Source organism: Sphingobacterium sp. UBA2610 (assembly GCF_002339225.1).
GTDB lineage: Bacteria > Bacteroidota > Bacteroidia > Sphingobacteriales > Sphingobacteriaceae > Sphingobacterium > Sphingobacterium multivorum.
On the sequence record NZ_DDKA01000036.1, the window covers coordinates 1 to 26301 of the forward strand.

Annotated in this window: 19 protein-coding genes; 8 read left to right on the top strand and 11 right to left on the bottom strand. The window is 41.1% G+C overall.

What is annotated here, in order from left to right; genetic code table 11:
* Positions 1 to 637 precede the first annotated feature (637 nt).
* Together B4Z47_RS24465 and B4Z47_RS24470 are read left to right on the top strand one after the other, a co-directional pair.
* Positions 638 to 2044: a Gfo/Idh/MocA family protein gene (locus B4Z47_RS24465; protein WP_286728130.1), complete on the top strand. Its 1407-nt coding sequence runs from the start codon at positions 638 to 640 to the stop codon at positions 2042 to 2044.
* Between the two features lie 168 nt (positions 2045 to 2212).
* Positions 2213 to 3151 carry a formylglycine-generating enzyme family protein gene (locus tag B4Z47_RS24470; RefSeq protein WP_286728131.1) on the top strand — a complete coding sequence of 313 codons (939 nt, stop codon included), beginning with the start codon at positions 2213 to 2215 and terminating at the stop codon, positions 3149 to 3151.
* A gap of 44 nt (positions 3152 to 3195) precedes the next feature.
* Here B4Z47_RS24470 and carB read toward each other — a convergent pair whose 3' ends face one another.
* Positions 3196 to 6015 (bottom strand): carbamoyl-phosphate synthase large subunit, encoded by a 2820-nt coding sequence (gene carB / locus B4Z47_RS24475; RefSeq protein ID WP_046672295.1) that lies wholly within the window; start codon positions 6013 to 6015, stop codon positions 3196 to 3198.
* Positions 6016 to 6369: 354 nt separating this feature from the next.
* Positions 6370 to 8628: a beta-N-acetylhexosaminidase gene (locus B4Z47_RS24480; protein ID WP_286728132.1), complete on the bottom strand. Its 2259-nt coding sequence runs from the start codon at positions 8626 to 8628 to the stop codon at positions 6370 to 6372.
* A gap of 149 nt (positions 8629 to 8777) precedes the next feature.
* Between B4Z47_RS24480 and lipA the strand changes: the two genes are divergently transcribed.
* A complete protein-coding gene (gene lipA / locus B4Z47_RS24485; protein WP_046672297.1) occupies positions 8778 to 9659 on the top strand; it encodes a lipoyl synthase in 882 nt (293 codons plus the stop codon).
* Positions 9660 to 9966: 307 nt separating this feature from the next.
* On the opposite strand, the gene B4Z47_RS24490 is transcribed toward lipA, so the two are convergent.
* The 8 genes from B4Z47_RS24490 to upp form a co-directional block, all read right to left on the bottom strand.
* On the bottom strand, positions 9967 to 12627 hold the full coding sequence (locus B4Z47_RS24490; RefSeq protein ID WP_286728134.1) for a hypothetical protein: 2661 nt from the start codon (positions 12625 to 12627) through the stop codon (positions 9967 to 9969).
* A complete protein-coding gene (locus tag B4Z47_RS24495) occupies positions 12627 to 13526 on the bottom strand; it encodes a GLPGLI family protein (RefSeq protein WP_115047098.1) in 900 nt (299 codons plus the stop codon). Before B4Z47_RS24495 ends, B4Z47_RS24490 begins: the two co-directional genes overlap by 1 nt.
* A 196-nt stretch (positions 13527 to 13722) precedes the next feature.
* Positions 13723 to 15234, bottom strand: a complete 1512-nt coding sequence (locus tag B4Z47_RS24500; RefSeq protein WP_286728135.1) for an amidohydrolase — start codon at positions 15232 to 15234, stop codon at positions 13723 to 13725.
* Positions 15235 to 15628: 394 nt separating this feature from the next.
* Positions 15629 to 16039, bottom strand: coding sequence for a BrxA/BrxB family bacilliredoxin (locus B4Z47_RS24505; RefSeq protein ID WP_070563263.1), 411 nt, complete (start codon positions 16037 to 16039; stop codon positions 15629 to 15631).
* 150 nt (positions 16040 to 16189) lie between these two features.
* Positions 16190 to 16723, bottom strand: a complete 534-nt coding sequence (locus B4Z47_RS24510; protein ID WP_070563596.1) for an AAA family ATPase — start codon at positions 16721 to 16723, stop codon at positions 16190 to 16192.
* A gap of 23 nt (positions 16724 to 16746) precedes the next feature.
* Positions 16747 to 17349 carry a nicotinamide riboside transporter PnuC gene (gene pnuC / locus B4Z47_RS24515; RefSeq protein WP_070563266.1) on the bottom strand — a complete coding sequence of 201 codons (603 nt, stop codon included), beginning with the start codon at positions 17347 to 17349 and terminating at the stop codon, positions 16747 to 16749.
* 52 nt (positions 17350 to 17401) lie between these two features.
* A complete protein-coding gene (locus B4Z47_RS24520; protein ID WP_046672303.1) occupies positions 17402 to 17875 on the bottom strand; it encodes a ribonuclease H-like YkuK family protein in 474 nt (157 codons plus the stop codon).
* A gap of 104 nt (positions 17876 to 17979) precedes the next feature.
* Entirely contained in the window at positions 17980 to 18627 is a 648-nt protein-coding gene (gene upp / locus B4Z47_RS24525) for a uracil phosphoribosyltransferase (protein ID WP_286728136.1), read from the bottom strand.
* 283 nt (positions 18628 to 18910) lie between these two features.
* On the opposite strand from upp, the gene uvrB reads away from it, so the two are divergent.
* The 4 genes from uvrB (at position 18911) to B4Z47_RS24545 (ending at position 23988) form a co-directional block, all read left to right on the top strand.
* Positions 18911 to 20944: an excinuclease ABC subunit UvrB gene (uvrB, locus tag B4Z47_RS24530; RefSeq protein ID WP_070563271.1), complete on the top strand. Its 2034-nt coding sequence runs from the start codon at positions 18911 to 18913 to the stop codon at positions 20942 to 20944.
* Positions 20945 to 21295: 351 nt separating this feature from the next.
* Positions 21296 to 22327, top strand: a complete 1032-nt coding sequence (gene proB, locus B4Z47_RS24535; RefSeq protein ID WP_046672306.1) for a glutamate 5-kinase — start codon at positions 21296 to 21298, stop codon at positions 22325 to 22327.
* Entirely contained in the window at positions 22324 to 23574 is a 1251-nt protein-coding gene (locus B4Z47_RS24540) for a glutamate-5-semialdehyde dehydrogenase (protein ID WP_286728138.1), read from the top strand. Before proB ends, B4Z47_RS24540 begins: the two co-directional genes overlap by 4 nt.
* Before the next feature lie 9 nt (positions 23575 to 23583).
* On the top strand, positions 23584 to 23988 hold the full coding sequence (locus tag B4Z47_RS24545; protein ID WP_046672308.1) for a hypothetical protein: 405 nt from the start codon (positions 23584 to 23586) through the stop codon (positions 23986 to 23988).
* A 74-nt stretch (positions 23989 to 24062) separates the two neighbouring features.
* Here the strand turns inward: B4Z47_RS24545 and B4Z47_RS24550 are convergent, their stop codons facing one another.
* A complete protein-coding gene (locus B4Z47_RS24550) occupies positions 24063 to 25199 on the bottom strand; it encodes an acyl-CoA dehydrogenase (RefSeq protein WP_070563277.1) in 1137 nt (378 codons plus the stop codon).
* Positions 25200 to 25612: 413 nt separating this feature from the next.
* On the opposite strand from B4Z47_RS24550, the gene B4Z47_RS24555 reads away from it, so the two are divergent.
* Positions 25613 to 26248, top strand: a complete 636-nt coding sequence (locus tag B4Z47_RS24555) for a peroxiredoxin (RefSeq protein ID WP_070563280.1) — start codon at positions 25613 to 25615, stop codon at positions 26246 to 26248.
* Positions 26249 to 26301: the final 53 nt, after the last annotated feature.

Consider the following 26301-nt stretch of genomic DNA (forward strand, 5'->3'; position numbering starts at 1 on the left):
ATGCTATTGCATATCCTCCGTATTTTTTGGTGATCGCAGTACGTTGCTTGAGTTTACTTTCCTTATAGGCTATCCAACTGTTGCGAATTATACAGTGAGTGGCTATAGTTCTTGCTATAAAATTCATATGTTATACGGTCATTCTACACTATTATTAAGCTTAATAAGGCAGATATCATTGTATCCACATACTATTTCTCATCTACATATCCCGATCAGGAACCCGATAACATTATACTTCTAGCTAGGCCTCTGTGAAGTTACAATTGCTTAACGATAACAAATGCAGCTCGGCATTCATTAGTAATCATTGCTGGATTATATTGTAGCAATGCCATTATTCTACTCGGAATTTCATTATTAAAAACTCTGTGGTTGCAGAATATCGATTGAAAAACAACGAAGATAAAAATTTAAGCAATCGTTTGTGTAGATTAAGCAAACGATTGCTTTCAAGTTTCATTTTTTATTTAGAAAAAAGTGTTATATTATTGTTATAGAGATTAAGTTCTTTAAGTAGAACCAACTATAAATCCGATCCAAAAGGATTTTTCTATTGACTGTTTAGTTTGTTTTAAAATAGGTGATTTTTTAGAGGGACCAATTGGTCCCTTTAAATTTATATGAACTTTAAATTATGGATTCTAGAAGAGATTTTCTTAAAAAAGCCGGAATATTGTCATCGCTGGCTGTTTCACTCCCTACGTTGGTCAATGCCAATGCAGTGGCAGAGTCGTTTAATATGTGTGGCTATGCAGCTCCAAAAATAGATAAGGTCAGGGTAGCGGTAATTGGACTCGGCATGCGCGGTCCTGGTGCTGTTGAACGCTTATCCTTTATTGAGGGATGCGAAATTGTCGCACTTTGTGACAAGCATCCAGACCGGGTGGAGCGCGCAACAAAAATCGTTACATCGAAAGGTCTAGCAGCTCCTAAAGCGTATTCAGGTGAAGATGGCTGGAAATCCTTGTTGAAAGAAGAGAAGCTTGACCTGGTCTATATTTGTACGCCTTGGGATTATCATACTCCGATGAGTATTGCGGCCATGAAAGCGGGTAATCACGTGGCATGTGAAGTCCCGATCGCTTTGACAATCAAAGATTGTTGGGAGGTGGTAAAAACATCCGAGGCAACTAAAAAGCATTGTATGATGCTGGAGAACTGCTGTTATGATTTCTTCGAAATGCTGACATTGAATATGGTGCGCCAAGGCTTGTTTGGCGAACTTGTTCACGCCGAAGGTGCTTATATTCACGATTTGCTTGACCTTAATTTTGCAAAAAATGGCTATGATAACATGTGGCGCCTAAGAGAAAATATAAAACTAAATGGAAATCTGTACCCTACACATGGACTTGGACCTGTGGCACAATGCTTAAATATCAATAGAGGGGATAAAATGGATCATCTTGTGGCGATGTCTTCCAATGATTTTATGATGGGAGAAAAAGCGAAAGAGTTAGCCGCTAAGGATTCTTTTTTTCAGGAATTTGTAGGAAAGAAATACCGTGGTAATATGAATACAACGCTTATCCGTACGGCCAAAGGGAAAACAATTATGTTGCAGCATGATGTTACTTCTCCTAGACCTTATTCTAGGCTACATACACTGAGTGGTACCAAAGGGTTTGCACAAAAGTATCCTACGGAGAATATTGCTTTTGGGCATGAATTCATTACAGAACAGAAATTGAAAGAACTGTATGATAAATACACCCCAGAATTGGTAAAATATATTGGTGAACAAGCAAAGCAGGTCGGTGGACACGGTGGGATGGATTTTATGATGGACTGGCGTCTAATTGATTGTTTGCGCAATGGATTACCTTTGGATCAGGATGTCTATGACGCTGCTTCATGGAGCTGTATCGTACCGTTGAGTTTCGAATCTGTCGAAAAGAACTGTAAAACAGTTGATGTACCGGATTTCACAAAAGGTGCATGGAAAAATAATACGCCGGTAGAAATCACGTTAAAAGGTGGTGGAAATACGCCTATCCGTTCGAGATCATCGAAAAAAGAAAATATACAATTGGGCGTATAGCCCTCTTTTATAAAATGACTTATTGAAGGGGAACTTTTTATTGTTCCCCTTTTATGTTTATCTTTAATTATGTTATTCAATCTGACTCTAATTACCTGTTTATCGTTATTTTCCACCAAGGATACACTTTCCTGTTGTGTTGGGGAAAATATACCTACTCGCGCTGGTATGATAAAATCCCAAATTGCCCAGCTAAAAAGCAAGAATGCGGACACAATGATATTGGTTGAAGGGGGCAAATTTCTAATGGGAAGTTCAAATTTTGAAGATAGTAAGCCCCTACATCAGGTTGAACTAAATTCATTTTATATGGATGAACATGAGGTCACAAATGCACAGTTTGCGCAGTTTGTAAAGGAGACAGGTTATGTAACTGTTGCTGAGCGAGCGCTTGATCCGAAAGATTTTCCGGGAGTGGATCCCAAGATGTTAGTCCCGGGATCGGCTGTGTTCTCTAAGCCCAAAGAACTCAATTCATTAAACAATTACCTGATGTGGTGGGAGTATGTCCCTGGTGCAAACTGGCAACATCCCGAAGGACCCGATAGCTCGATAAAGGACAAAATGAATTATCCCGTTGTTCAGGTTGCCTATGAAGATGCTGCAGCTTATGCGAAATGGGCAGGCAAACGATTGCCTACGGAAGCGGAATGGGAATATGCGGCTAGGGGACGTAATGATGCAAACGACGACTTGTATTATTGGGGAAAGGACTTGAAGCCTAATGGTAAATGGACCGCAAATATTTATCAGGGAAAATTTCCTGTGCAAGATTCAAAGGAAGATGGGTTTGAGGGGGCTGCACCTGTAAAATCATTTCAGGCAAATGCGTTGGGACTGTATGATATGGAAGGGAATGTGTGGGAATGGTGTGCTGATTTTTATAGGCCCGATTACTATCAGCATAGTACAGCAGTGAATCCCAAAGGACCACAGGATTCTTATGATCCGCAGGAGCCAAACCTCGAAAAACGCGTTCAACGGGGCGGGTCATTTCTTTGCAACGATCAATATTGTGAAAGGTATAAAGCCGGAAGCAGAGGAAAAGGGGAGGTCAACAGTCCTACAAATAATGTTGGATTTCGCTGTGTGAAAGATATCAAATAGAAAAGGCTTGCAAATGCAAGCCTTTTCTATTTGATTGATATGCCTTATTGTGCATTCAAAAACATTGATTTTTGATTGTACAATTCTCTGAAATAAGGATCGTGAAGATCTTTGATAAAGCGAATTGCTTCACCAGTTGATTTCATTTCAGGGCCTAATTGCTTGTCTACTTCAGGGAATTTATTGAAGGAGAATACAGGTTCTTTAATCGCGTATCCCTGTAATTTACGTTCAATCGTAAAGTCTTTCAACTTATTGACACCCAACATGACTTTAGTCGCGATATTGATGTAAGGAACATCATAAGCTTTAGCGATAAAAGGAACTGTACGTGATGCACGTGGATTAGCCTCGATAACATACACATTTTCACCTTTGACAGCAAACTGAATGTTTAATAAACCTCTTACGTTCAATGCTTTTGCTAGTTTAATAGAATATTCTTCCATTTTGTCCTGAACAGCTTGTGATAGGCCAAATGGAGGTAATACAGCCGATGAGTCACCAGAGTGGATACCTGCAGGCTCGATATGTTCCATCATACCAATGATGTGTACATCTTCACCATCACAGATCGAATCTGATTCAGCTTCTTCTGCACGATCCAGGAAGTGGTCAATCAGAATATGGTTTCCAGGAAGGTTTTTCAATAAGTTGACGACAGCTTTTTCTAAATCTTCGTCATTGATGACAATACTCATTCCTTGTCCGCCCAATACGTAAGAAGGACGCACCAATACTGGGTAGCCAACTTCGTTTGCAACTTGTAATGCTTCTTCTGCTGAAGTTGCTACACCGTATCTTGGATATGGAATTTCCAATTCTTTCAATAAATCTGAGAAACGGCCACGGTCTTCCGCCAAGTCCATATTCTCAAATGAAGTACCGATGATTTTTACGCCAAGTTGCTCTAGACGCTCAGCCATTTTAAGAGCCGTTTGTCCACCCAACTGAACGATAACACCTTCGGGTTTTTCTAATTCGATGATCTCACGTACGTGCTCCCAGAATACGGGCTCGAAGTATAATTTGTCAGCCATATTGAAGTCTGTCGATACAGTCTCCGGGTTACAGTTAACCATAATCGCTTCGTAACCACATTCTTTAGCGGCTAATAAACCATGTACACAAGAGTAGTCGAACTCGATACCTTGACCGATACGGTTTGGACCAGAACCTAAAACGATGATTTTCTTTCTATCTGAAGAGATGGATTCGTTCTCTTCTTCGAATGTCGAATAGTAATAAGGTGTTTGTGCCGGGAATTCTGCAGCACAAGTATCGACCATTTTGTAAACACGGTTGATACCTAACTCCTTACGACGATCGTACACTTGATCCTCGGTTACATTTCCTAATAACCATGCGATTTGTACATCTGAATAACCTTTTTGTTTTAAGGTCATGAAGAAGTCGCGTGGAATATTATTCAATTGATAACGACGTAATTCTTGCTCAAGGTGTACCAACTCTTGGATCTGTACCAAGAACCATTTGTCGATACGTGTTGCCTTACGGATCGATTCCAAAGGAACGCCTAATTCGAAAGCATCTTTGATATGGAATAAGCGGTCACCACTTGGATGTTCGAGACTATCCATGATTTCGTCAAGGTTTCTCCATTGACGACCATCAGCACCTAAACCAGCGCGGCCAGTCTCCAAGGATTGACATGCTTTCTGTAAAGCTTCGATAAATGTACGGCCGATTGCCATAACTTCACCTACCGCTTTCATTTGTAGACCTAATTCTTTGTTTGCTCCTTTGAATTTATCGAAGTTGAAACGAGGAATCTTAACAATCACATAATCCAATGTTGGTTCAAAATATGCGGATGTTGTCTTGGTGATCTGATTTTGTAATTCATCTAAGTTGTAACCGATCGCCAGTTTAGCTGCAATCTTCGCAATTGGATAACCCGTTGCTTTCGATGCTAAAGCGGAAGAGCGTGATACACGTGGATTGATTTCGATGGCGATGATCTCTTCGTTTTCTGGGTTTACAGAGAACTGAACGTTACAACCACCCGCAAATGTACCAATTGAACGCATCATTAGGATAGCCTGATTACGCATATCTTGATAACATTTGTCTGATAATGTCATGCCTGGTGCAACGGTGATCGAGTCTCCAGTGTGGATACCCATTGGATCAAAGTTTTCAATAGTACAGATGATGATAACATTGTCATTGGTATCGCGAAGTAATTCCAACTCAAATTCTTTCCAGCCCAATACAGCTTGTTCAACCAAAACTTCATGTGTTGGTGATGCATGTAAACCTCTATTTAAGGCTGCGTCAAAATCTTCTTTTCTGTGAACAAACCCACCTCCTGTACCTGCAAGGGTATAAGATGGACGTATAACAAGCGGATAGCCAATCTCTTGTGCCGCTTCTTTACCTTCAAGGAATGAGTTTGCAATTTTGGATGTTGCAACGCCCACACCGATATCAACCATTAATTGACGGAATTCTTCGCGGTTTTCAGTTTTTTCAATGGCAGCAACATCAACACCGATAACTTTTACATTGTATTTTTCCCAAAGGCCTAGGTTGGAAGCTTCGATACATAAGTTCAAAGCCGTTTGACCACCCATGGTAGGAAGTACAGCGTCAATGTTGTGTTTTTGCAAAATCTCTTCAATACTTTCGCAAGTTAATGGAAGTAAGTAGACATTGTCCGCAACAACTTTGTCCGTCATGATTGTTGCAGGGTTTGAGTTGATGATGGATACTTCAATACCTTCTTCTTTCAATGAAAGGGATGCTTGAGATCCAGAATAATCAAATTCACAAGCTTGACCGATAACGATGGGACCTGATCCGATGATTAAAACCGACTTAATGGAAGTGTTTCTTGGCATTATATCTAGTTCAAAAAATTAAATTTCCTATTGTAAATCTGAGCAAAGACAATCAAAAATAGCTCATGGGGAAGGGTCATTCCGACTGCTTTGTCGGAGTGCAAAGTTACATTTTAAATTTTGAAAATTAAGTATTTATTTTAATAATATTTCAAAATTAAATGCCGTTTGTTGGAAAAGTAGTCCTGAAAAACAAAAACGAGTATAGAACCTTCATGATTTTAGAGCTATTGGTGCTGTGAAATCATGAAGGTTGTTGTTTTCCGATAACAGTGAGTTTTGAACTCATTGATGCTTTAATGAGAAACCACAAGTCAATAAAACATGCAGGTTTAGAAAACTGTCCAGATGTGTTTAATAAACGATGATTTCGTCTGTAAACAAGTATCCTTTTTTAGGATTGCTGGCTTTGATCTTTATATAACGCGCCTGCTGTGCTTTGTCAAGTTTGAGTTCAAACCTTTTGAAAGTCAACTTGGACTCTTTATCAGATATATCATTTTTGATTGTTCCTACCGATCTGAAGGTACGGCCATTATCCGAAAGCAGGACTTCCATTTCTCCGGGCATGTAAACGCCCGGGCCAATCATCTGCATAAAATTCATTGCTACCTGGTGTATTTCTTCTCTACGTTCCATATCCACGACCACATCAATCGGACTGGTGAATCCTTGCCATTGGCCATCGTGATAGGAAAGTCCACCCATGATTCCATTTGTTAAGGTAGAATCTTTTTGTGCTGGATATCCCGACCATGCTGTGTTGTACGTTACTTTTTTTCCGATAGCGCGATGAATGTCAATATCAAAGGATAGGGTTGGACCAATTTTGATAGAATCTAGAAAATAAGCCGCATTGATATGGCCTGTCGAGCTGAGTTCAAATGGTCCGGTATACGGCGTAGACTGGATTGTAGGCTCACTGCCATCAATGGTATATCGGATCTGATCTGTTTTTAGTTGCTCGGTTGTCAGCATAATTTTATTGTTGTTTTTAGCTGCATTGTAGGTGGCCGTATAAGCGACATTAAAGGAAGGACGGTAATAATTGACGTTCAGATCTTGTAAAAGCTTATAATGAGATTGCAGTCTTCGCTCAAAGTCAGTCCAACTTTTCCCATCTTTATTGGTCCAATTGACCTCTGCTAAAGCCAATGCACGTGGGAATACCATATACTCAAGGTGTTCGGTGGTAGGAACATATTCTGTCCATATATTCGCTTGTGCTCCGAGAATATGCTTGGCTTTATCTCCTTGAATGGCCGCTGGAATAGGATCATATGAATACACCTTATCCAGTGTCAGGTAACCGCCGATGGCCTCAGGCTGTGTCCGAGGGTCTGTCTGATAAGAATCAAAATAGAGGTGTGAACCGGGAGTCATGATGACATCATGGCCTGCATTTGCGGCCTTTATGCCGCCATCTTCACCGCGCCAGCTCATGACGGTAGCTCCTTCGGTAAGTCCCCCTTGTAGGATTTCGTCCCAACCGATCAGTTTTCTACCCTTAGATTGCAGGTATTGATCCATTTGTCTGATGGCATAGCTCTGCAGTTCGTCGACAGATTTCAGTCCTTCTTTCTGCATGAGTGCCTGATCTTTTGGACAGGTTTCCCAATGCTTTTTCTCAGCTTCGTCACCGCCGATATGAATGTACTGGGAAGGGAATATTGTGAGGACTTCATCCAATACATTTTTTAGAAATTCAAAGGTTTTTTCATTACCGATGCAGAATTCTCCCTGACTATAGGGCTTTCCGGAACATGAGAGTTCGGGATATACGGCCAATACTTCTTCCGAATGTCCGGGCATTTCTATTTCGGGAATAACATTGATTCCTTTGCGGGCAGCATAATCGACCAATTCGCGGGCCTCTTCCTGTGTATAGAATCCACCGCTGGCATTTGGCGTACCTTTTTCTACATACTGACGACCATTGTTCCACCAATCTTTCCAGCTCGTATGTGTTCGCCAGGCCGCTTTTTGTGTTAACTCTGGGTACTTTTTAATCTCCAGTCGCCACCCCGCTCCGTCGGTTAAATGCCAATGAAAGTTATTGAACTTATAGATGGCCATGATGTCGATATACTTTTTTACAAAGGATAGTGGCATAAAATGACGCGATACATCCAGGTGTAAGCCACGATAGGCAAAGCGAGGCTCATCGACTATAGTCGCATAGGCTACTTTACTTGGATCGGCTTGTAGATAGCCTAATTGAACCAGCGTGTAAATCCCATTGATCACCTGAGGTACATTCCAAGCCCTGAGTAGCAGGCCTTTTTCATCGATTTGAATGGAATAGGCGTTCTTACTCAGATTATCTGCATCGACAGCTTTAATAATGCGAAAGCCTTCTTTAGGGCCTTTTTTATTTTTCTTGAGTACTTCGACAGTGAGGCTTTTGATGGCGGGGTGTTCAGTAAGTAACTGTGTCGCCTCCTGAAATTCATCTGAAACAATAACCTGAAGATGTGCAGGGATAGCGTATGTTCCAGTAGCTAAGGTGATTTTCGAAGGTTTGGGTATAATGTCAAAGTTGGTTTGGGCTTGTGCTGTAAAAATGGTTGCACCCCCAAGTAACAACATGGATAAAGATCGGCTCAGTCGCATAGTTTTGTTATTAGATTAATGATAATCAACACAAATATCCTAATTTTTGTTTCATAATTCTATTATTGACGGTAATCGCTCATTTTTTATGATATAAAACCAACAAATTGACGGTTAGAAATTACATTTTTAATCCTTAACTTTGTTGTATGATTGAACTTCCAGTTATTCCGGCAACTCCTGCACAACGCAAGCCTGATTGGTTGCGTGTCAAATTGCCTGTTGGTAAAGAATATAGACATGTCAGAAGTCTTGTAGACGAGCATAAATTACATACAATTTGTGAGAGTGGAAATTGCCCGAATATGGGCGAATGTTGGGGGGCTGGAACAGCAACCTTCATGATTTTGGGAAATATCTGTACACGTTCTTGCTCATTTTGTGCGGTAGCAACAGGCCGTCCGTTGGCGGTGGATCTGGATGAACCTAATCGTGTTGCCAATTCTGTCAAGTTAATGCAGGTAAAACACTGTGTGATCACTTCGGTGGATCGTGATGACCTAAAAGATGGTGGTTCGATAATATGGGCGGAGACAATTAATGCCATCCGAAGGGAAAGTCCTGAAACAACCTTAGAAACACTTTTGCCAGATTTTAAAGGACAATGGGATAATTTGGACCGCGTGATTGCAGTACGTCCAGAGGTTGTTTCGCACAACCTTGAAACTGTACGTCGTTTGACAAGAGAAGTTCGCGTTCAAGCTAAATATGATCGTTCACTTGAGTGTCTGCGTCGAATTTCTGAAGCTGGACTCCGTACAAAATCAGGAATTATGCTTGGTTTAGGTGAAACAGAGGAAGATGTTATCGAGGCAATGCAAGATTTATATAACGTTGGGGTACATATTTTGACACTGGGGCAATATTTACAGCCTACCAAAGCTCACCATCCTGTAATCGAGTGGATTACACCTGCACAATTTGAGAAATATCAGAAAATTGGTTTGGAAATGGGATTCAAGTATGTGGAGTCTGGACCGCTGGTTCGTTCTTCTTACCATGCAGAGAAACATTTATTTGATATGCAATAGAAAACATTTCTAAGTTTTTTAACAAAGAATATTTTTCGCAAGATATATAAAGAAGCCTGGGTGATTTTTTTGCTCAGGCTTCTTTTTTCTATTTTTTTTTAAATGAAACGGTTTGCCTCTAGGGGTTGAAAAACTTATTACTCTTGTTCATCATCGATAATTTGCTAAAACAGCAAGATTTCGATTACAAGATATTGGTCATTAGGCGCAAGAATAGACCAACAACACATCAGCAAAAAACCAGCAATAAAACAATAGACGAACATTAGGCCAAGACAATTGCTTCTTTCAGAGGTGGTCTGATACCTTATGGGTTAAAAACTGTACGGAGTAAAATTGTTCTTCCGCGAAGTTCAAATTCATTCTGTGAAATCATATTGGCCGTCATCAGGTAGGTGCGATAGTTTTTGATATTGGCCAAATTATTCATTTCCAATTCGATATCCATTTTCCACTTGTTGATCTTATAGCGCGTAAAAAAGTCGATGAAGGTATAACTTGCATTCTTCATGTTTGTTTGAAAGGTGGAAAGATTACGTAGGTTTAGCCGCATAAAGCCATTTTTAAAGGGACTGGCTGGAAAGCTTATGTTATGCATCATGGTGGTAGTTTTGTTTTGGATCGCATTGTCAAGGCCCTGTTGTTTGCTCCGGCTCCAATTGAATAGTCCTGAATAGGAAATATTATAAGATTTAAATACCTTAGCTTCAATACTGGGCTGAAATAGATAGCTCATACTTCGAGTAGGCACTAGCGCATTGTTTAACAATTGATTGTATTTGAAGTAAGAAATGCTTCCTTTTAGTTTGAGGGTACTTGCCAAAGGGAAGATGTATTTATCAAATCCGATCTGAGATGACCATCGATCTTGCAGGTTATCCATATTGACCAATATGTTTTCGGTGATGTTATTTTTTATAACGGACGATAACATCGTGTTGGAAAGCGATCTTGTATAGCTAATACCTGCATTTGCAAATAATACTTTTAGGGTGCGGGCCAAATTATAATTGAGATTAAACGTATGTTTTTTGGATTCATTTAGCGCTGCATTATTTTGGCTAAGCATTCTATAGTTCCGTAATACGGCACCACGGTATATATCTTCAATATTGCCTATATCCTGCGCAAATTGATAGTTAAATTGAAGATAGTCTTCTTGTGAAATCTGCCATCTTGCTTTTAAATTAGGATTGATCAGCATGGAATTTTTGGACGTGGCCAGTTGATGGCTGACATCTTCATAATGCGTAAACAAATAGGTGATCGGGATCTCGAGCTGGGTTTCAAATCGATTTGTTTTCCAGGAATATTGCGGTGTAATAAACGCTTGGGATCTGCTCCAATACAGATTATTACGGGTATTATCGCCCAATGTTCGAACACGTTGCTCATTATCTACTATGGTAAGGAGTGAGTTGAAATGTTGACGATCTGTATTGAAGCCAATTTGATAGTATTGTTTGATTCTGCCTTTATTGAAGCGATAACCTGTACTGATCTCCGTAAAAAAGGAAGGAACTTCGATTTGCTGGCGGCTGCTTTTATAGGGAATGCTATCGTTGAGTATTTCTGGAAAAACACCGGGATAGATCTGTAATGTCTGCGGTTTATTGCCATAATTTAAAGACCAGTTGATTGCAATAATGTCATTGTTTTTAAGTTGGGGTATATAGCTGAACAAGTTGCTGAATCCCTTGATGTGGTGTTTTTGGAACTGCTCGATCTGCCCTGAGGAGTTTGCCAGCAATGCTGTAATATCTTTTTTTTCATATTCAAATGATAAAGTATTGCTCGCATATTTCTTTTCCATATTGGTCGATGCCGAAAGTCTGGCTGCGCCAAGCCAACGCGCTGTTTTCATGTGATTTTGCTCATTAAAATAAACGTCACCATCATCGAGCAGGTATTGCGTGTTTGAGGCATTATTTTGCCTATCGTTGTCGTATAAAACCTGAATATTGGATTTTAGCTGCCAGAGATTCTTGAGGTTGTATAGGTTATTGGTGTTCAGTGAACCGGTATTGTTGAAGTAATAATTGTTTTTAGGAATATTTGGACTGCCTGTTGTGCTCGTCGCCAGGAGATTGTTGATAGTCGAGCTGCCGAACTTGGCCAGTAAAGAGGATTGATTGGCTCCAATAATATCTCCGGAAAGATCATGACCTGTATTATTCCCGTTGAGAACATTCAGCATCTTTACTTTCTTGTTGAATAGGATTGAATTCAATTCAGGATCATAGAGATTGGGGGTGCCGACGCCAATTTTGGCCTGTCCAGTGAGCTTCAGCTTAGCTTCCTCTTTGATAACGAGATTGATGGCGACGTCGTCTGTAAATCTTTTATTTTTAAGGACCTTATAATGTTCGTGATTGTCGAGCACCTGAATGTCCTTTACCATTTTATGCGGGATTGTCCGTGTACCTACACCATAGCGATTTTCCAACAGATCGTCACCGTCAATGTAAAGTTTAGAAACGGTTTTATCCTGGTATTTTATAAGCCCCGATTCGGTAACTTCCATGCCCGGAAGGCGTTTGATTACGTCGCCTATATTGCGATCCTCCTCTTTGGCAAAAGATCCGACGTCGTAGGAAATCGTATCATTTGAACGGCTCACTTTAGGTTTGCTCTTTACAATGACGTCTTGTAGCAGATTGGTTTTTGGAACGAGGGCGATCCGAAGATTGGATGTCTGTGTGCCAAGTTTGAGTTCAAATTTTTCGTAAGTAAGGTGATTGATCTGCAGGTAAAGGCTCGCATATTCCTTTGTCAATGTGATTGTGAAACGCCCATCTTTATCTGTCGGCTTGAAAGCGATGATTTTACCGTCTGAAAGGATGTTGACACTGGCAAAGGGTACGGGATGCTGTGTCTTATCCACTTGGACCGTTCCACTAATCGTTTGCTGGGCAAAGGTTATTTGCCCAAGCAAAACGACTATAAATAAACATAGAAATACTTTCATTAAGGCGTCAGCTCTATCGGATTATTGGTAACCTTCGAAGGTTTGTATTTATCGTCTCTTGAAATATTGAAACTTTTTATTTTGGATGGATCCAAAGCACCAATAGGGGAGCTTCCACCTGAATTACCGGATCGAACGGCAACGATGTTTCCGTTTGAGCCTACATTGATGGCTCTATTCTTTCCGGATTGCGCTTGCATGTAGGCTTGAGGATTGGCCTTAAAGGCTTCCTGAATTTTCTTTACTTCATCTGCCGTACTTGCGATGGTATTTTGTGGCAGTTCGACAAATGTTTTTCCATCTTCAATTTTATCGAATCCGGCGTAAGCAAAAATCACTTCATTTTTTGTGTCCCGTGCGTCAAGGATAAGTCCGGGTAGACCATGAAGTTTCCAGGGACCATAGGAAAATGGAAGTTCGGTTGTAAACCAGGCGATATAGGTGCGGCCTTTGAATGTTGCCTTCGCATTTTGGCAATTGTAACCACCGATTTCTTTACGATCTCCCAAGATTTCCCAATCCTGTGTGGGATATGGTGAAGTAATGGAGAAATGGTCACTAGCAACGGATATTACCTCTGTTATTTTATTTTGATCGGGGTTGATTAGATAAGATGATGAGGGCGAGGAGCGCGTAGTAAGGGTTAGATTGCCGGAAAATGCGGGATCTTCCATCTGTTTTTTGACCTCTTCCTGCATGCGTTTGGATGAATATGACGTATAGTAGCTGCCCTGCTGATTCAGGTAAACCACTGTTTCATCGCGTAAAAATTGGTCCCGTTGGGTACTGTCATTGACATGTTTGAATTCGTAATGTACTTTAGCGATGGCAGGAGTACGCTCTTGTGCAAATAATAGCTGCGTGGCCACAGACAGTAGGATTGATAATGAATATTTCATAAATATATGTTTATATCGTAAATATACGAAACATTCGTAATTCTAAAAATTTATTTGAACTTTTCGTTATTATCCTCCCTAGGGTTATGCTAATGCAGGTTAAGAAAGGTTTGACTTGTTAGCAATACTTTTGTTAGCTATCTTGTTTCGTTAGCGGTATAAGTTTATTGGGTATGGCTAGGCATATCAGTTCTTGTTATCTTTTAAACAGGGTCACACCTGCAATTACTGTCCGTTCTGTTTTTACATTTCGCAGTTGCTCATTTGGAATTTTCAAGATATCCTTTTCGAGGATAACAAAATCGGCATCTTTTCCCACTTCGATACTTCCTCGTTTTTTCTCCTGAAAACAAGAATATGCCGCCCAGATCGTCATTCCTTTTAAGGCATCTTCACGGCTTATGGCATCTTGCATCTGAAACCCGTGGTTAGGATAGCCTTTTTTGTCGACACGTGCTACAGCGGCGTGGAAACCATATATGGGGTTAAAATGTTCAACCGGAAAGTCACTCCCCAAAGCGAGTTTGCCATATTCTGCCAACAGACGCTTATAAGCGTAAGCGCCTTTCATACGTTCTTCACCAAGTCGATCTTTGGCCCAGTACATATCGGAGGTTGCGTGTGTAGGTTGTACAGATGGTATGATTTGATACTTTCGAAACTTGTCAAAATCTGTAGGCGATATAATTTGGGCATGCTCGATGCGCCATCTACGGTCACCATTATTGTGGAGGTATTTGCCATAGATATCCAGAATAATACGATTGGCCGAATCGCCTATTGCATGGGTATTTGCCTGAAACTTACTTTCGGCAATCTGTTTGATCATGGCTTCGTATTCCTGGGGGCTATGGAGGAGAAAGCCGTGGGTGGGGGCATCATGGTAATGTGCGAGGAGGCATGCGCCACGAGATCCCAATGCACCATCGGCGAGCAGTTTAAATCCTTTGATCTCGAAACGGTCCGTTTCATAGAAACCCTGTTCGATAAATGACTTTATGTTTTGGGGATTGCCGAGGATCATGGCATAATCTCTAATTTTCAACTGTCCTTCGCGATAGTATTTTTTTAGGAGATCGAGTCTTTCTTTTGATAAACCTGCGTCTACAATAGTGGTTAGACCGACGGAAAGGAGGGAGTCTTGCGTTCGCTTGAGCATTCTTAAGAAGTCTTTCTCACTCGGAACCGGGATTGTCTTATTGACAAGATCCATTGCATTGTCGATCAAGAGGCCATTGGGGATATTATTATTCCCGCCGACCACACCGCCACGAATCGTCGGAATACTGGTTAATTTGGCCCATTCTAGCGCTTTGGAATTGGCTACCGCCGCATGATAATCTACACGCATGAGGTAGACGGGGATATCCGGGAAAGCTTTATCGAGTAGGTCCTTGGTTGGGAAAGTTTTATCTTTCCAGTGATTTTGGTCCCAGCCACCACCGATCAGCCAAGTTTTGTCCGGATTTTTTTGCTGGTAGTTTTTGACACGTTGAATAACCTCCTCGAAAGAATCGCTACCGTTTAGGTCGACTTGATCCATTAGTTCGGCCTCGTCAAATAAATGCGCATGGGCATCATAGAATCCCGGATAAATGGCCTTCCCCTGCGCATCAATTTTTTCTATTGCTTTGTACTTCCGCTGTATTTCTTCATCGGAACCGATGGCAATAAATTTACCGTCTTTGACAGCAAAAGCTTGTGCCATACTAAAAGCCGAATCTACAGTATATATTTGCGCATGATAAACAATGAGGTCCACTTTCGTTTGTGGTGAACATGAAATGATTGTCAAGCAGAACAAAAAAATGATGATTGGGAAGGTTTTCATAACCTAAAAATAGCAAAAAGCTTTGAATAAACGGAAACTAGGCTTGGGGCTAGATCTATTGGAGATGCGGACGCGGGGTTTTGACTTATCGAATTGCTTTACGTGAAGTACCTACGCTGAATTGTCGCGTATTATTGGGACAGGAGATCATCAGTAAAGTAGTGAAAGGCAACCTGAAGGAAAAGTAATGCGAATACGGATTATCCAAATGCAAAAAAGGCTATCCAAATAACTTGGACAGCCTTTTTAATTCAAAAATCAAAATACGTGATTAACAGTACTCGTCAAATGCTGCAACTAAATTGTCAGCAATCATTTGTGCAGGGCGACCTTCAATCATATGTCTTTCAATCATGTGTACCAATTTTCCGTCTTTAAATAAAGCCATTGCTGGTGAAGATGGCGGGTAAGGCAACATGTAGTTACGTGCAGTGTTTACAGCATCAGTTTCCATACCTGCGAAAACAGTGACCAATTTAGCTGGGTGTTTTTCATTTTTTACAGCAGCTTTTGCAGCTGGGCGTGCATTTGCTGCAGCGCAACCACAAACAGAGTTTACAACCACAAAGACAGTTCCTTCTGATGCGATAGCCTGATCAACTGCTTCAGGAGTTTTTAATTCTTCGAATCCTGCATCAACTAACTCTTGACGCATTGGAGTTACTAAATATTCTGGATACATTATTTCTTAAGTAAAATGTTAATATTCTATTTTAATTGTTTCTATAAAGCTTTCTGTCGCTGGGCAAGTATTTTTAGTCCGTATAAACAACAGCTATACTTTATGCTTACAAATATAGCTGTAAAAGGCTGCTTCGTCAAGACACTTGTCTCAAATCAATGTCAGAAAATCTTTTACCGCATGAAGTCCATTTTCAAGACGTTGGTCGCCGAGCCCGGAAATAAGACGGTAATTCGCATTAATGGCGTTCAATTCGCTTTTCCAGATCTCCATGAAGTGTTCGCGCTGTTCGGGAAAATCCCGTAGTGGATCATCCTGCCAAGGTAGATCGATATCCATCAGCAGGTAGAGATCATAAACATGTTGTTGAATTTTATCGGTGACTTCCTGCGGCGTATGACCGAAAAGATGATCTGACCAAATTTTTACCGTAAGAAAGGTGGTGTCACAGATGAGGAGCTGGTCCTGCGCTAAAGGGATCAGGGCTTCCTCTAGGGCTACCTGTCCATAAAACATATTGACTTCGTCCTGCAGGGTATATTTATTGTTGAGGCTTTGGCAATAATAACGTGAATACTCGGGTACGCATACCGTCTGAAATTCCTTGGCAAGAAATTGTGCCATCGTTGATTTTCCGGTGGACTCGGGGCCAACAACGGCAATTTTTATGAAATCTTTTCCCACTTCGATCGTTTTGATAGGCAATATTACGCAAAATTTTTATAGGTTTTCTGCCAATCGCGATAGCCATTCCAAGCGATGAGCGTGAAAACAAGGTAGAGTACTGCGGTCAGCATAAGGTCTTTGTGTATATAGAGCGGGATATAACAAATATCCACAAATACCCATAAGAGCCAATTTTGAAGCACTTTGCGCGTCATCAGAAATTGAGCAACAAAACTTACGGAGGTGCAGAATGCGTCAATATAAGGGACATCGGAATTTGTCTTGCTATCGAGGAGATAACCGATTGATAGTGTTAGGATCAGGATTGCCAGGAGGCAAAGGAGCAGCTGCCCATTGCTGGCTTTGACGATAGGTTTCTTTTTTTCTTCTTTTCGTCTTATCCAATAATACCAACCGTACACAGCTGTGGACAGGAAGTAGAACTGTAGTACAGTATCTCCGTACAGTTTGGCATTATAAAACAGAATCGCGTAGGACGCTACGCTGATGATACTGATTGGCCAGTTCCATATATTTTGCTTAGCGGCCAAATAGACACAAAGAAAGCCTGTCAGCGTACCTAACCATTCGAGCCAAGAGGTCTGGGCAAATTGACGTGCAATCTGCTGAAAAAAATCCTGCATGTGGTGTATTAAAAATTACACCCTAAATATACAAAGTCTGCCCAATAGTCAATTATTGAACCTGTTTATTCGCACAATTGGTACTGGCAAAAGATTCGGGCTTGGCCTTAAAAACAAATCCCATACCCATAATATAGCCCATGGCTTCTTTCAGGGCAACATTTGACTGGAAATTTGGATTGGTGTTGATGTCGGCGTGGACTTCGAGGTCTACTTTGTGTTTTTCGAGGAGGGGGCAGAGTTGATAGGCTATATCGATGGATTTTTGGACTTCGAGCAGCATCCTTTCTTTAATGCTCATTCGGTGATGCCTTTTGTCCCGTTGGATAAACATAAATCCACCTTTATGTTCCCGGAGAAAGACGATGACTGTAGCGAAGTCGATGATGCCTCTCTTGACTTGGGAATCGGTGCCTATATAAACCTTGAGCTTATTCCCTAGGGCATCTTCTCGTTTAATGACTTCCTCAACAGCATCGAAAATCGTGGAGCGAATGGATTCGCCATTGTATTTTTGCCATCTCATAGCGATATAGATTAGATATAAAAAAATTAAACTTCATCATTGACATAAATTTACTGAATTTCAATGATCTAAGTGTTAATTTAGTTTTAAATAATTTATCCACATTAATGATGTTTTACACCGTAGGCCAGGTCTCCGGCATCACCGAGTCCAGGTACAATATAAGCTTTTGAGGTCAGTTCGTGGTCGACGTCACCTACCCAGATGTGTGCCGTAGGTACAAAAGCCTGAACGTGATTCAGTCCTTCCTCGGATGCAATGGCTGCAACAATATGTAATTCCTTGATGTCATATTCGGCCAGGAGATCCTTACAGCATAATACAAGGCTCTTTCCTGTGGCCAACATGGGGTCTACAATGATTACTGTACGATTATCTAAGTTTGGTGTATTAACATATTCTTTATGAATTTCAAACTCACCGCTCTTTTTGGTATGCCGATAGGCCGCAATGAAGGTATTGTCGGCATGATCAAATACATTTAAAAGTCCCTGATGAAAGGGAAGCCCCGCTCTCAGAATTGTAGCGAGTACGGGTTGTTCCATCACGAGATGGGTTTTGGCCACACCTAACGGAGTTTCAACTTCAACAGGTTTATAAGCCATCGTCTTGCTGATTTCATAAGCGAAAATTTCACCTAATCGTTCCAGATTCCGACGAAAGCGCATGCGATCCTGTTGAATCGTGATATCTCTCAGTTCGGCAATAAAATGATTTGCAATGCTATTTTGGGTAGATAGAATAGTGACCATGGCGTGTGTGCTAGTTCAGTTAAGCTAAAGATAATAAATAATCAATTGAAAGTAATAACATCTATGGTATTATTATAGTTTGCGCTAAAATGGTAAAATTTTTAGTAAATTTGTGTAAGAACATAGCAGGATATGGCCTGGACCACAGGTCAACAAATCGTCTTGAAGCAGATTGAAACCATCGGATTACAAAAACTGTTTTTGAGCTTAGGGCTCAAGCAATTCGTGGTGCAATGTTTGCTGGAAAAGGCCTGAATGGTTTTCTTAAAGACACAGGAAATATATGAAATTTGAATTGACATCGGAGTACAAACCCACAGGCGATCAGCCAGAAGCAATTAAGCAGTTGGTAGCAGGGGTAGAGCAGGCAGAGCAATACCAGACGCTTTTGGGGGTGACAGGTTCGGGTAAGACCTTTACTGTGGCTAATGTGATTCAGGAAACCCAAAAGCCGACATTGATTTTAAGCCACAATAAAACTTTGGCGGCTCAGTTGTACGGTGAATTCAAACAGTTCTTTCCCAATAACTCGGTCAACTATTTTGTGTCTTATTACGATTATTATCAACCCGAAGCTTTTATTGCTTCGACGAATACCTACATCGAGAAGGATTTGGCGATTAACGAGGAAATCGAAAAGCTGCGTTTGGCAACCACGTCGTCATTGATGTCGGGACGGCGTGATATCGTTGTCGTCTCTTCGGTATCCTGTATCTACGGTATGGGAAATCCGGAAGATTTCTCCCGGTCTATCTTTCGTTTTGGGGTCGGTATGACTGTCACTAGAAACGCTTTCCTGCATAAGCTGGTGGAGATTTTATATTCGCGAACGACCACAGAGTTTAAACGGGGTACCTTTCGGGTTAAAGGTGATACAGTGGACGTGTTTCCGGCATACTTGGATAATGCTATTCGGATTTCATTCTTTGGGGATGAAATTGATGAACTGAGTGAGATCGATCCCATTTCAGGGAAAACGCTCAACAAGATGGAAGATCTTGCTCTTTTTCCAGCAAATCTCTTCGTTACACCGAAAGAAAAATTCAAAGAATCGATCTGGGCTATCCAAGATGAATTGATGCAACGGAAAACGCAACTGGAAGACGAGGGCTTAATGCTGGAGGCGAAGCGTTTAGAGGAGCGCGTCAATTATGATCTGGAAATGATGCGTGAACTGGGCTATTGTTCGGGGATTGAAAATTATTCCCGCTTTTTTGATGGTAGACAACCGGGGATGCGTCCGTTCTGTTTGCTGGATTATTTTCCGGAAGATTACCTGCTGGTCATTGATGAGAGTCACGTGACCTTACCACAATTACGTGCGATGTATGGAGGTGACCGATCGCGAAAAGTTTCCTTGGTAGAACATGGGTTTAGGTTGCCCGCGGCTTTGGATAATAGACCTTTAAACTTTCCGGAGTTTGAATCCTTGACAAATCAGACGATTTATGTATCGGCGACTCCGGGCGATTACGAACTGCAGCAGACCGAAGGTGTTGTCGTTGAGCAGGTCATTCGCCCAACAGGACTTCTGGATCCAATTATTGAAGTACGACCAGCGATTAATCAGGTCGATGATTTCTTGGAAGAAGTCGATAAGACCATTAAAGAGGGAGGACGTGTTTTGGCTACTACATTGACCAAACGCATGGCTGAAGAACTTTCCAAATATATGACCAAGCTGAACTTAAAAGTCCGTTATATCCACTCTGAAATTAAAACCTTGGAGCGGGTTGAAATCTTGCGGGGGCTCCGCTTGGGTGAATTTGATATCCTGGTCGGGGTGAATTTACTTCGTGAGGGGCTTGATTTGCCGGAGGTCACGCTTGTTGCTATTCTCGATGCGGATAAGGAGGGCTTTCTGCGTTCCGAACGATCGCTTATTCAGACGATTGGTCGCGCGGCCCGGAATGATAAAGGTCGGGTTATTATGTATGCGGATAAAATGACGGATAGCATGCGTGTCACAATAGATGAAACCAATCGTCGCCGAGACAAGCAGATGAAATATAACTTGGAACATGGCATTACACCGCGTACTGTGGGCAAAACAAGAGAAGAGATCTTAGAGCAGACTTCTGTTGCTGATTTCTCGGGTATTGAACCTAAAATTTATGTTGAACCTGATCCGTCGCAGGCCATTGCAGCTGATCCAGTGATGCAGTATCTCAGTGAGAAGGATCTGAAGAAAGCGATCGATAACGTACGGAAGAAAATGGATAAATCAGCGAAAGAAATGGATTTCTTGGAAGCAGCGAAATATCGTGATGAAATGTTCTCCTTGGAGAAGCTCTATGAAGAGCGATTCCCTTCGTAAAGGAAGTCGGTTTTAATTATTGTTAATCAATTTAAGATTTGTTAAACGACGCTAAATAGCGTATAAATTAAGATTCCACCGTCCATATTTGTAGCAATTGTAAATAAATTGGCTACATATGAAACATTTAATCTACAGCATAATACTGTTTTTTGTGCTCAGCATTCTGCCAAAGTAAAATTTCCTACGGGTTAAACGCCGGGTACACGAATGCTCCTGGACCTAATAGATTGGGCCGTACTTCCTAAGGTTAACGATTGAACTATATTGTTCAATTGTTAACATATTTTGCGTAAATCAAATTCTTCTCAGTAAATTAGTGCTCAAATCTAAACTAAAACATACTAAAAAATGAAAAAGCCAATTCTCGTTGTCAAATTTGGATCGGCTTCTATTACCACGAAAGAGGGAGAAGTTGATGAACGTATTGTTTTGGAGATCGCTAGGCAAATTGCTTCCTTACAAAAGAAATACAATATCGTCTTGGTCTCTTCAGGTGCTGTTGCTGCCGGTAAACGTTTTCTGCCCAGCTACACAGGAACGCTATCCGAACGCAAAGCAGCTGCTGCAATTGGGAACCCTATATTGATTAATACGTATTCTACTTATTTCCGACCGTTTAAAATTTCATTGGCGCAGAGTTTATGTGAGCGACATCACTTTTCCAATCGGGATCAATTTCTACAATTGAAAAATACGTATGAGGAATTGTGGCGGAACAATGTTATTCCAATCGCAAATGAAAATGATGTGGTGAGTAATAAAGAACTGAAGTTTTCAGATAATGATGAGCTGGCAACCTTGATTGCTGTTGGTTTTGGTGCCGAAAAATTACTGTTTAGCACTTCCGTTCCTGGTGTGTTGGATGCAAACAACAAGATTATACCGCAAATTGAAACAATTGACCGGGATATTTTAGGGCTGGCAAGGAAGGATAAATCTTCCGTAGGATTAGGGGGAATGACCTCGAAATTGAACTTTGCCCGATTGGCCAATCAAATGGGGATTGCTGTGGTGATTTTTAGTATGCAAACCGAGGAGGCGATACAAAAAGCGGTTAAGCACGAGACTGGCACATTGTGTCTGGCTCAAAGTAAGAAGATCTCTTCCCGCAAGAAATGGCTCGCGAGTGGAAGTTTAATAAAAGGGGAATTGATGGTTGATCGTGGAGCGGAGGAAGCATTATTGAAGCACAAAAGTTTACTCGCTGTGGGGGTAACCCGTATCGTCGAGCATTTTGAAAAAGGAGAAGTGTTAAATATTGTCAATCTAGAAGGCTTAACTGTTGCCGTTGCCCGCGCGAAGATGGATTCATCCGCTTTGTCCCAGACCAGTAAAAAAAATGTAGAAATTGCACATGCAAATGATATTGTATTATTATGAGTGAATCCATCTTAAACCAACTTCAGGCGGCGGCCAAAGCAAAACAAATTTTGCAACAACTGGCTCCTGATACCAAAATAACTATTTTAAATGCCATCGCAGAAGGTCTTATCGCACATACTACTGATGTATTAAAAGCCAATAAGATTGATTTGGATCGTATTGCTGATGACGACCCCAAAAAGGATCGTCTTTTGCTCAATAGCGATCGTCTAAAAGGTTTGGCTGACAGTGTTAAGCAGATCGCTCAGTTGGCAGATCCAACAGATCAGTTATTACTAAAAAAGATATTGCCAAATGGATTGGAGATCGAGAAAATTACGGTTCCACTCGGAGTCGTTGGGGTCATCTACGAATCGCGACCTAATGTGACGATAGATGTTGCTGCATTGTGTATTCAGTCGGGTAACGTTTGTCTATTGCGCGGTGGTTCGGACGCGTTACACACCAACGAGGCGTTGTTGAAAGTGATCCATGCTGTCTTGGAGCAGTATGGTATTGCAACAACTATTGTGCAACTGTTGCCTGTTGATAGGAAGCATGTTTCGGAATTATTGGAAGCTACTCAATTCGTGGATATTATCATACCACGGGGTTCACAGTCGCTGATCGATTATGTCAGGGAACACGCTAAAGTACCAGTTATTGAAACTGGAGCAGGAGTATGCCATACTTATGTGGACCGTACAGCAGATTTGGATATGGCAGCGAAAATTGTTGCCAATGCTAAAATTTCCAGGCCATCGGTGTGTAATTCTTTAGATACTGTTTTGGTCGATCGTGCTGTTGCTGCCGAGTTCCTAACGAAATTGAAAACTTATTTTGAAGATGCTCAGGTGGAAGTTTTCGCGGACCCTACAGCTTATGAGGTATTACAGGGTCAACATTTTTCAAATTTAAAGCGCGCAGATGAAGCCGATTTTGGAAGAGAATTTTTAGATTTGAAGTGTTCAATAAAGACGGTCACCAGTTTGGACGAAGCTTTGGAGCATATCGCAAAATATTCTTCCAAACATTCGGAATGTATTGTTTCTTCCAGTGAACTCCATATTGAACAATTTTTGAATACAGTGGATGCTGCCGCGGTATATGCCAATGCATCTACACGTTTTACGGACGGAGGTGAGTTTGGTCTGGGTGCGGAAATAGGTATCTCGACCCAAAAATTACATGCCCGTGGACCATTTGCATTGGAAAAATTGGTAACAGAGAAGTGGATTGTCCGCGGAAATGGACAGATCAGATAAGCATAGATCATGGGATTAAGTTTTAAGAAAGATGTATTGATGAATTGGATCGAAGAAATTGGTAAATTTCTTCGCATATGGACAGAAGGGCATGATGCTTTTACGGAGCCGACTGATCCAGCAGTATTTGAAGATGCTTATGAGAAATTCTTCGAAAAGAGTAGGACCTATTTTTTAAATCTTTCCGAAAATGAACTTTCGGCATATCTCAAAACAGATCTTCAAATTCAGCAACTACATCCATTGGCTTTAACGTTGTTATTTGATGGGTTGAATGCTACAGATGGCAATCAGGAGAATTTACTTCGTAAAGCAAAGTTTATTTTGAATCTGGCGATGGCAGAAACGGCAAGCTTTGCCTTTCAGGATTATCAATATCTTGCTATGATCGATAACAAATTGAAGAGTCTTTAGATTAATAAAGCTCTCCGTCATGCAATGTCCTAAAAAAGTGTTTAACTTTTTGGGTTCATTGCATGACGGAGACCTTAGCGCAGGATCTCACGGGCAATCACCAGACGTTGGATCTCAGAAGTTCCCTCATATATTTGCGTGATTTTTGCGTCGCGCATTAACCTCTCGACATGATATTCTTTTACGTAACCGTAGCCACCGTGGATCTGTACAGCTTCGACAGTGTGTTTCATGGCAACTTCAGATGCATGCAGTTTGGCCATGGCAGCTTCTTTACCGTAAGGAAGCCCCTGGTCTTTCGTCCAGGCAGCTTTATACGTCAAAAGTCGAGCTGCCTCGATATCAACTTCCATGTCGGCCAATTTAAACTGTATGGCCTGATGATCCGAAATCGGTTTTCCAAAGGTCTTTCGTTCTTTTGAGTAAGCCAAAGCAAGGTCATAGGCACCCGCAGCAATTCCTAAGGCCTGTGCCGCAATCCCAATGCGACCGCCATCGAGTGTTTTCATAGCAAATTTAAATCCGAAGCCATCTTCTCCGATACGGTTTTCCTTGGGAACCTGAACATCGGAAAATAGGAGTGAATGGGTATCGGAACTACGGATACCCAATTTGTTTTCTTTAGGACCAATGGTAAATCCCGGCAGCCCTTTTTCAACGATCAATACATTGATTCCTTTGTGGCCTTTTTCAGGATGTGTCTGTGCAATGACAAGATAGATATCGGCATGGCCACCATTGGTGATCCAATTTTTTGTACCATTTAGGAGATAGTGATCCCCCTTATCTTCGGCGGTGGTATGCTGTGAGGAGGCGTCCGAACCAGCTTCAGGTTCTGACAACGCAAAAGCACCAAGTTTTTCACCTTTCGCTAAAGGAATCAGGTACTTTTGTTTTTGTTCCTCTGTACCATAAGCATTGAGTCCATATAATACCAGGGAATTGTGGGCGGATACGATAACGGCCGCTGAGGCATCAATTTTGGCAATTTCTTCGAGCACAAGAACATAGGCCAACGTATCCATTCCAGCTCCGCCATAAGCTTCGGGGGTCATGATACCCATAAACCCTAGTTCGCCCATTTGCTTGACAAAATCTGTTGGAAATTTTGCGGCTTCATCGCGCTCGATTGCCCCAGCCTTTAGCTCCTGGGCAAATTCCCGCGCTGCGTCGCAGATCATTTTATGCTCTTCGCTTAATTCAAAATTCATGGCATTTCAGTTTTTTGGTTCATCAGTTACCAAGCCGATAACGTATATATAATAAGGTTTGCTGTCAAAAAGTTTCCTCCCAACTCACAATCATTTTATGAGCTCGGTGTACCAACATACTCAAATATACAAAATATATATTATGCAAGCATAGTAATATAGCAAATTACTTTTTAATCTACTTGAGCTAATCATTATAAGCATTTTGGAAAGTAATGGCCAGGGTAGGGCGGACAAGTAGCAAGGGGCATGTTGGTTTTCATTTTGTTTATAATTGTAAAATCCTTACTTTCAATTGGATTAAGTTTAGTTTTTTCATTTCAATTTAAAAAATTGAAGAATTACTTGTTTGCTAAATTTAATCTACTATATTTGTAGACTATATAATTTAAACACATTTAAAAAATAAGATTATGAGTTTAAGATTAGGGGATGAAGCGCCAAATTTCAAAGCGCAAACAACCATTGGTGAAATAGACTTTCACGATTATATCAAAGATAGCTGGGTCGTTTTCTTTTCGCACCCGTCAGATTATACGCCGGTATGTACTACAGAGTTGGGCCGTACGGCAAAATTGAAATCTGAATTTGACAAGAGGGGTGTGAAGGCCATTGCGCTAAGCGTCGATAATGTAAACGATCACTTGAATTGGATTAAGGATATCAATGAAACGCAAAATACCGAAGTGAATTTTCCGGTTATTGCTGATGAAGATCATCATGTATCCGAATTGTACGATATGATCCACCCAAATGCTTCCGCAACAGCGACCGTACGTTCCGTATTTATTATCGGTCCTGACAAAAAGATCAAATTGACGCTGACCTATCCAGCATCAACAGGTCGTAATTTTGATGAAATTTTACGGGTCATTGATTCTTTACAGTTAACTGCCGATTATCAAGTCGCTACGCCCGCTGACTGGAAGCATGGTGAAGATGTTATTGTTGTGCCAGCGATTAAGACAGAAGATATTCCTGCTAAATTTCCAAAAGGCTTCAAAGAGATCAAACCGTATTTGAGAACGACGCCACAGCCTAATCTATAGGGAGTAAGCCCTTGGAATTAAAGAACAAAAAAAGAGGCTGTCTCAAAAAGGCA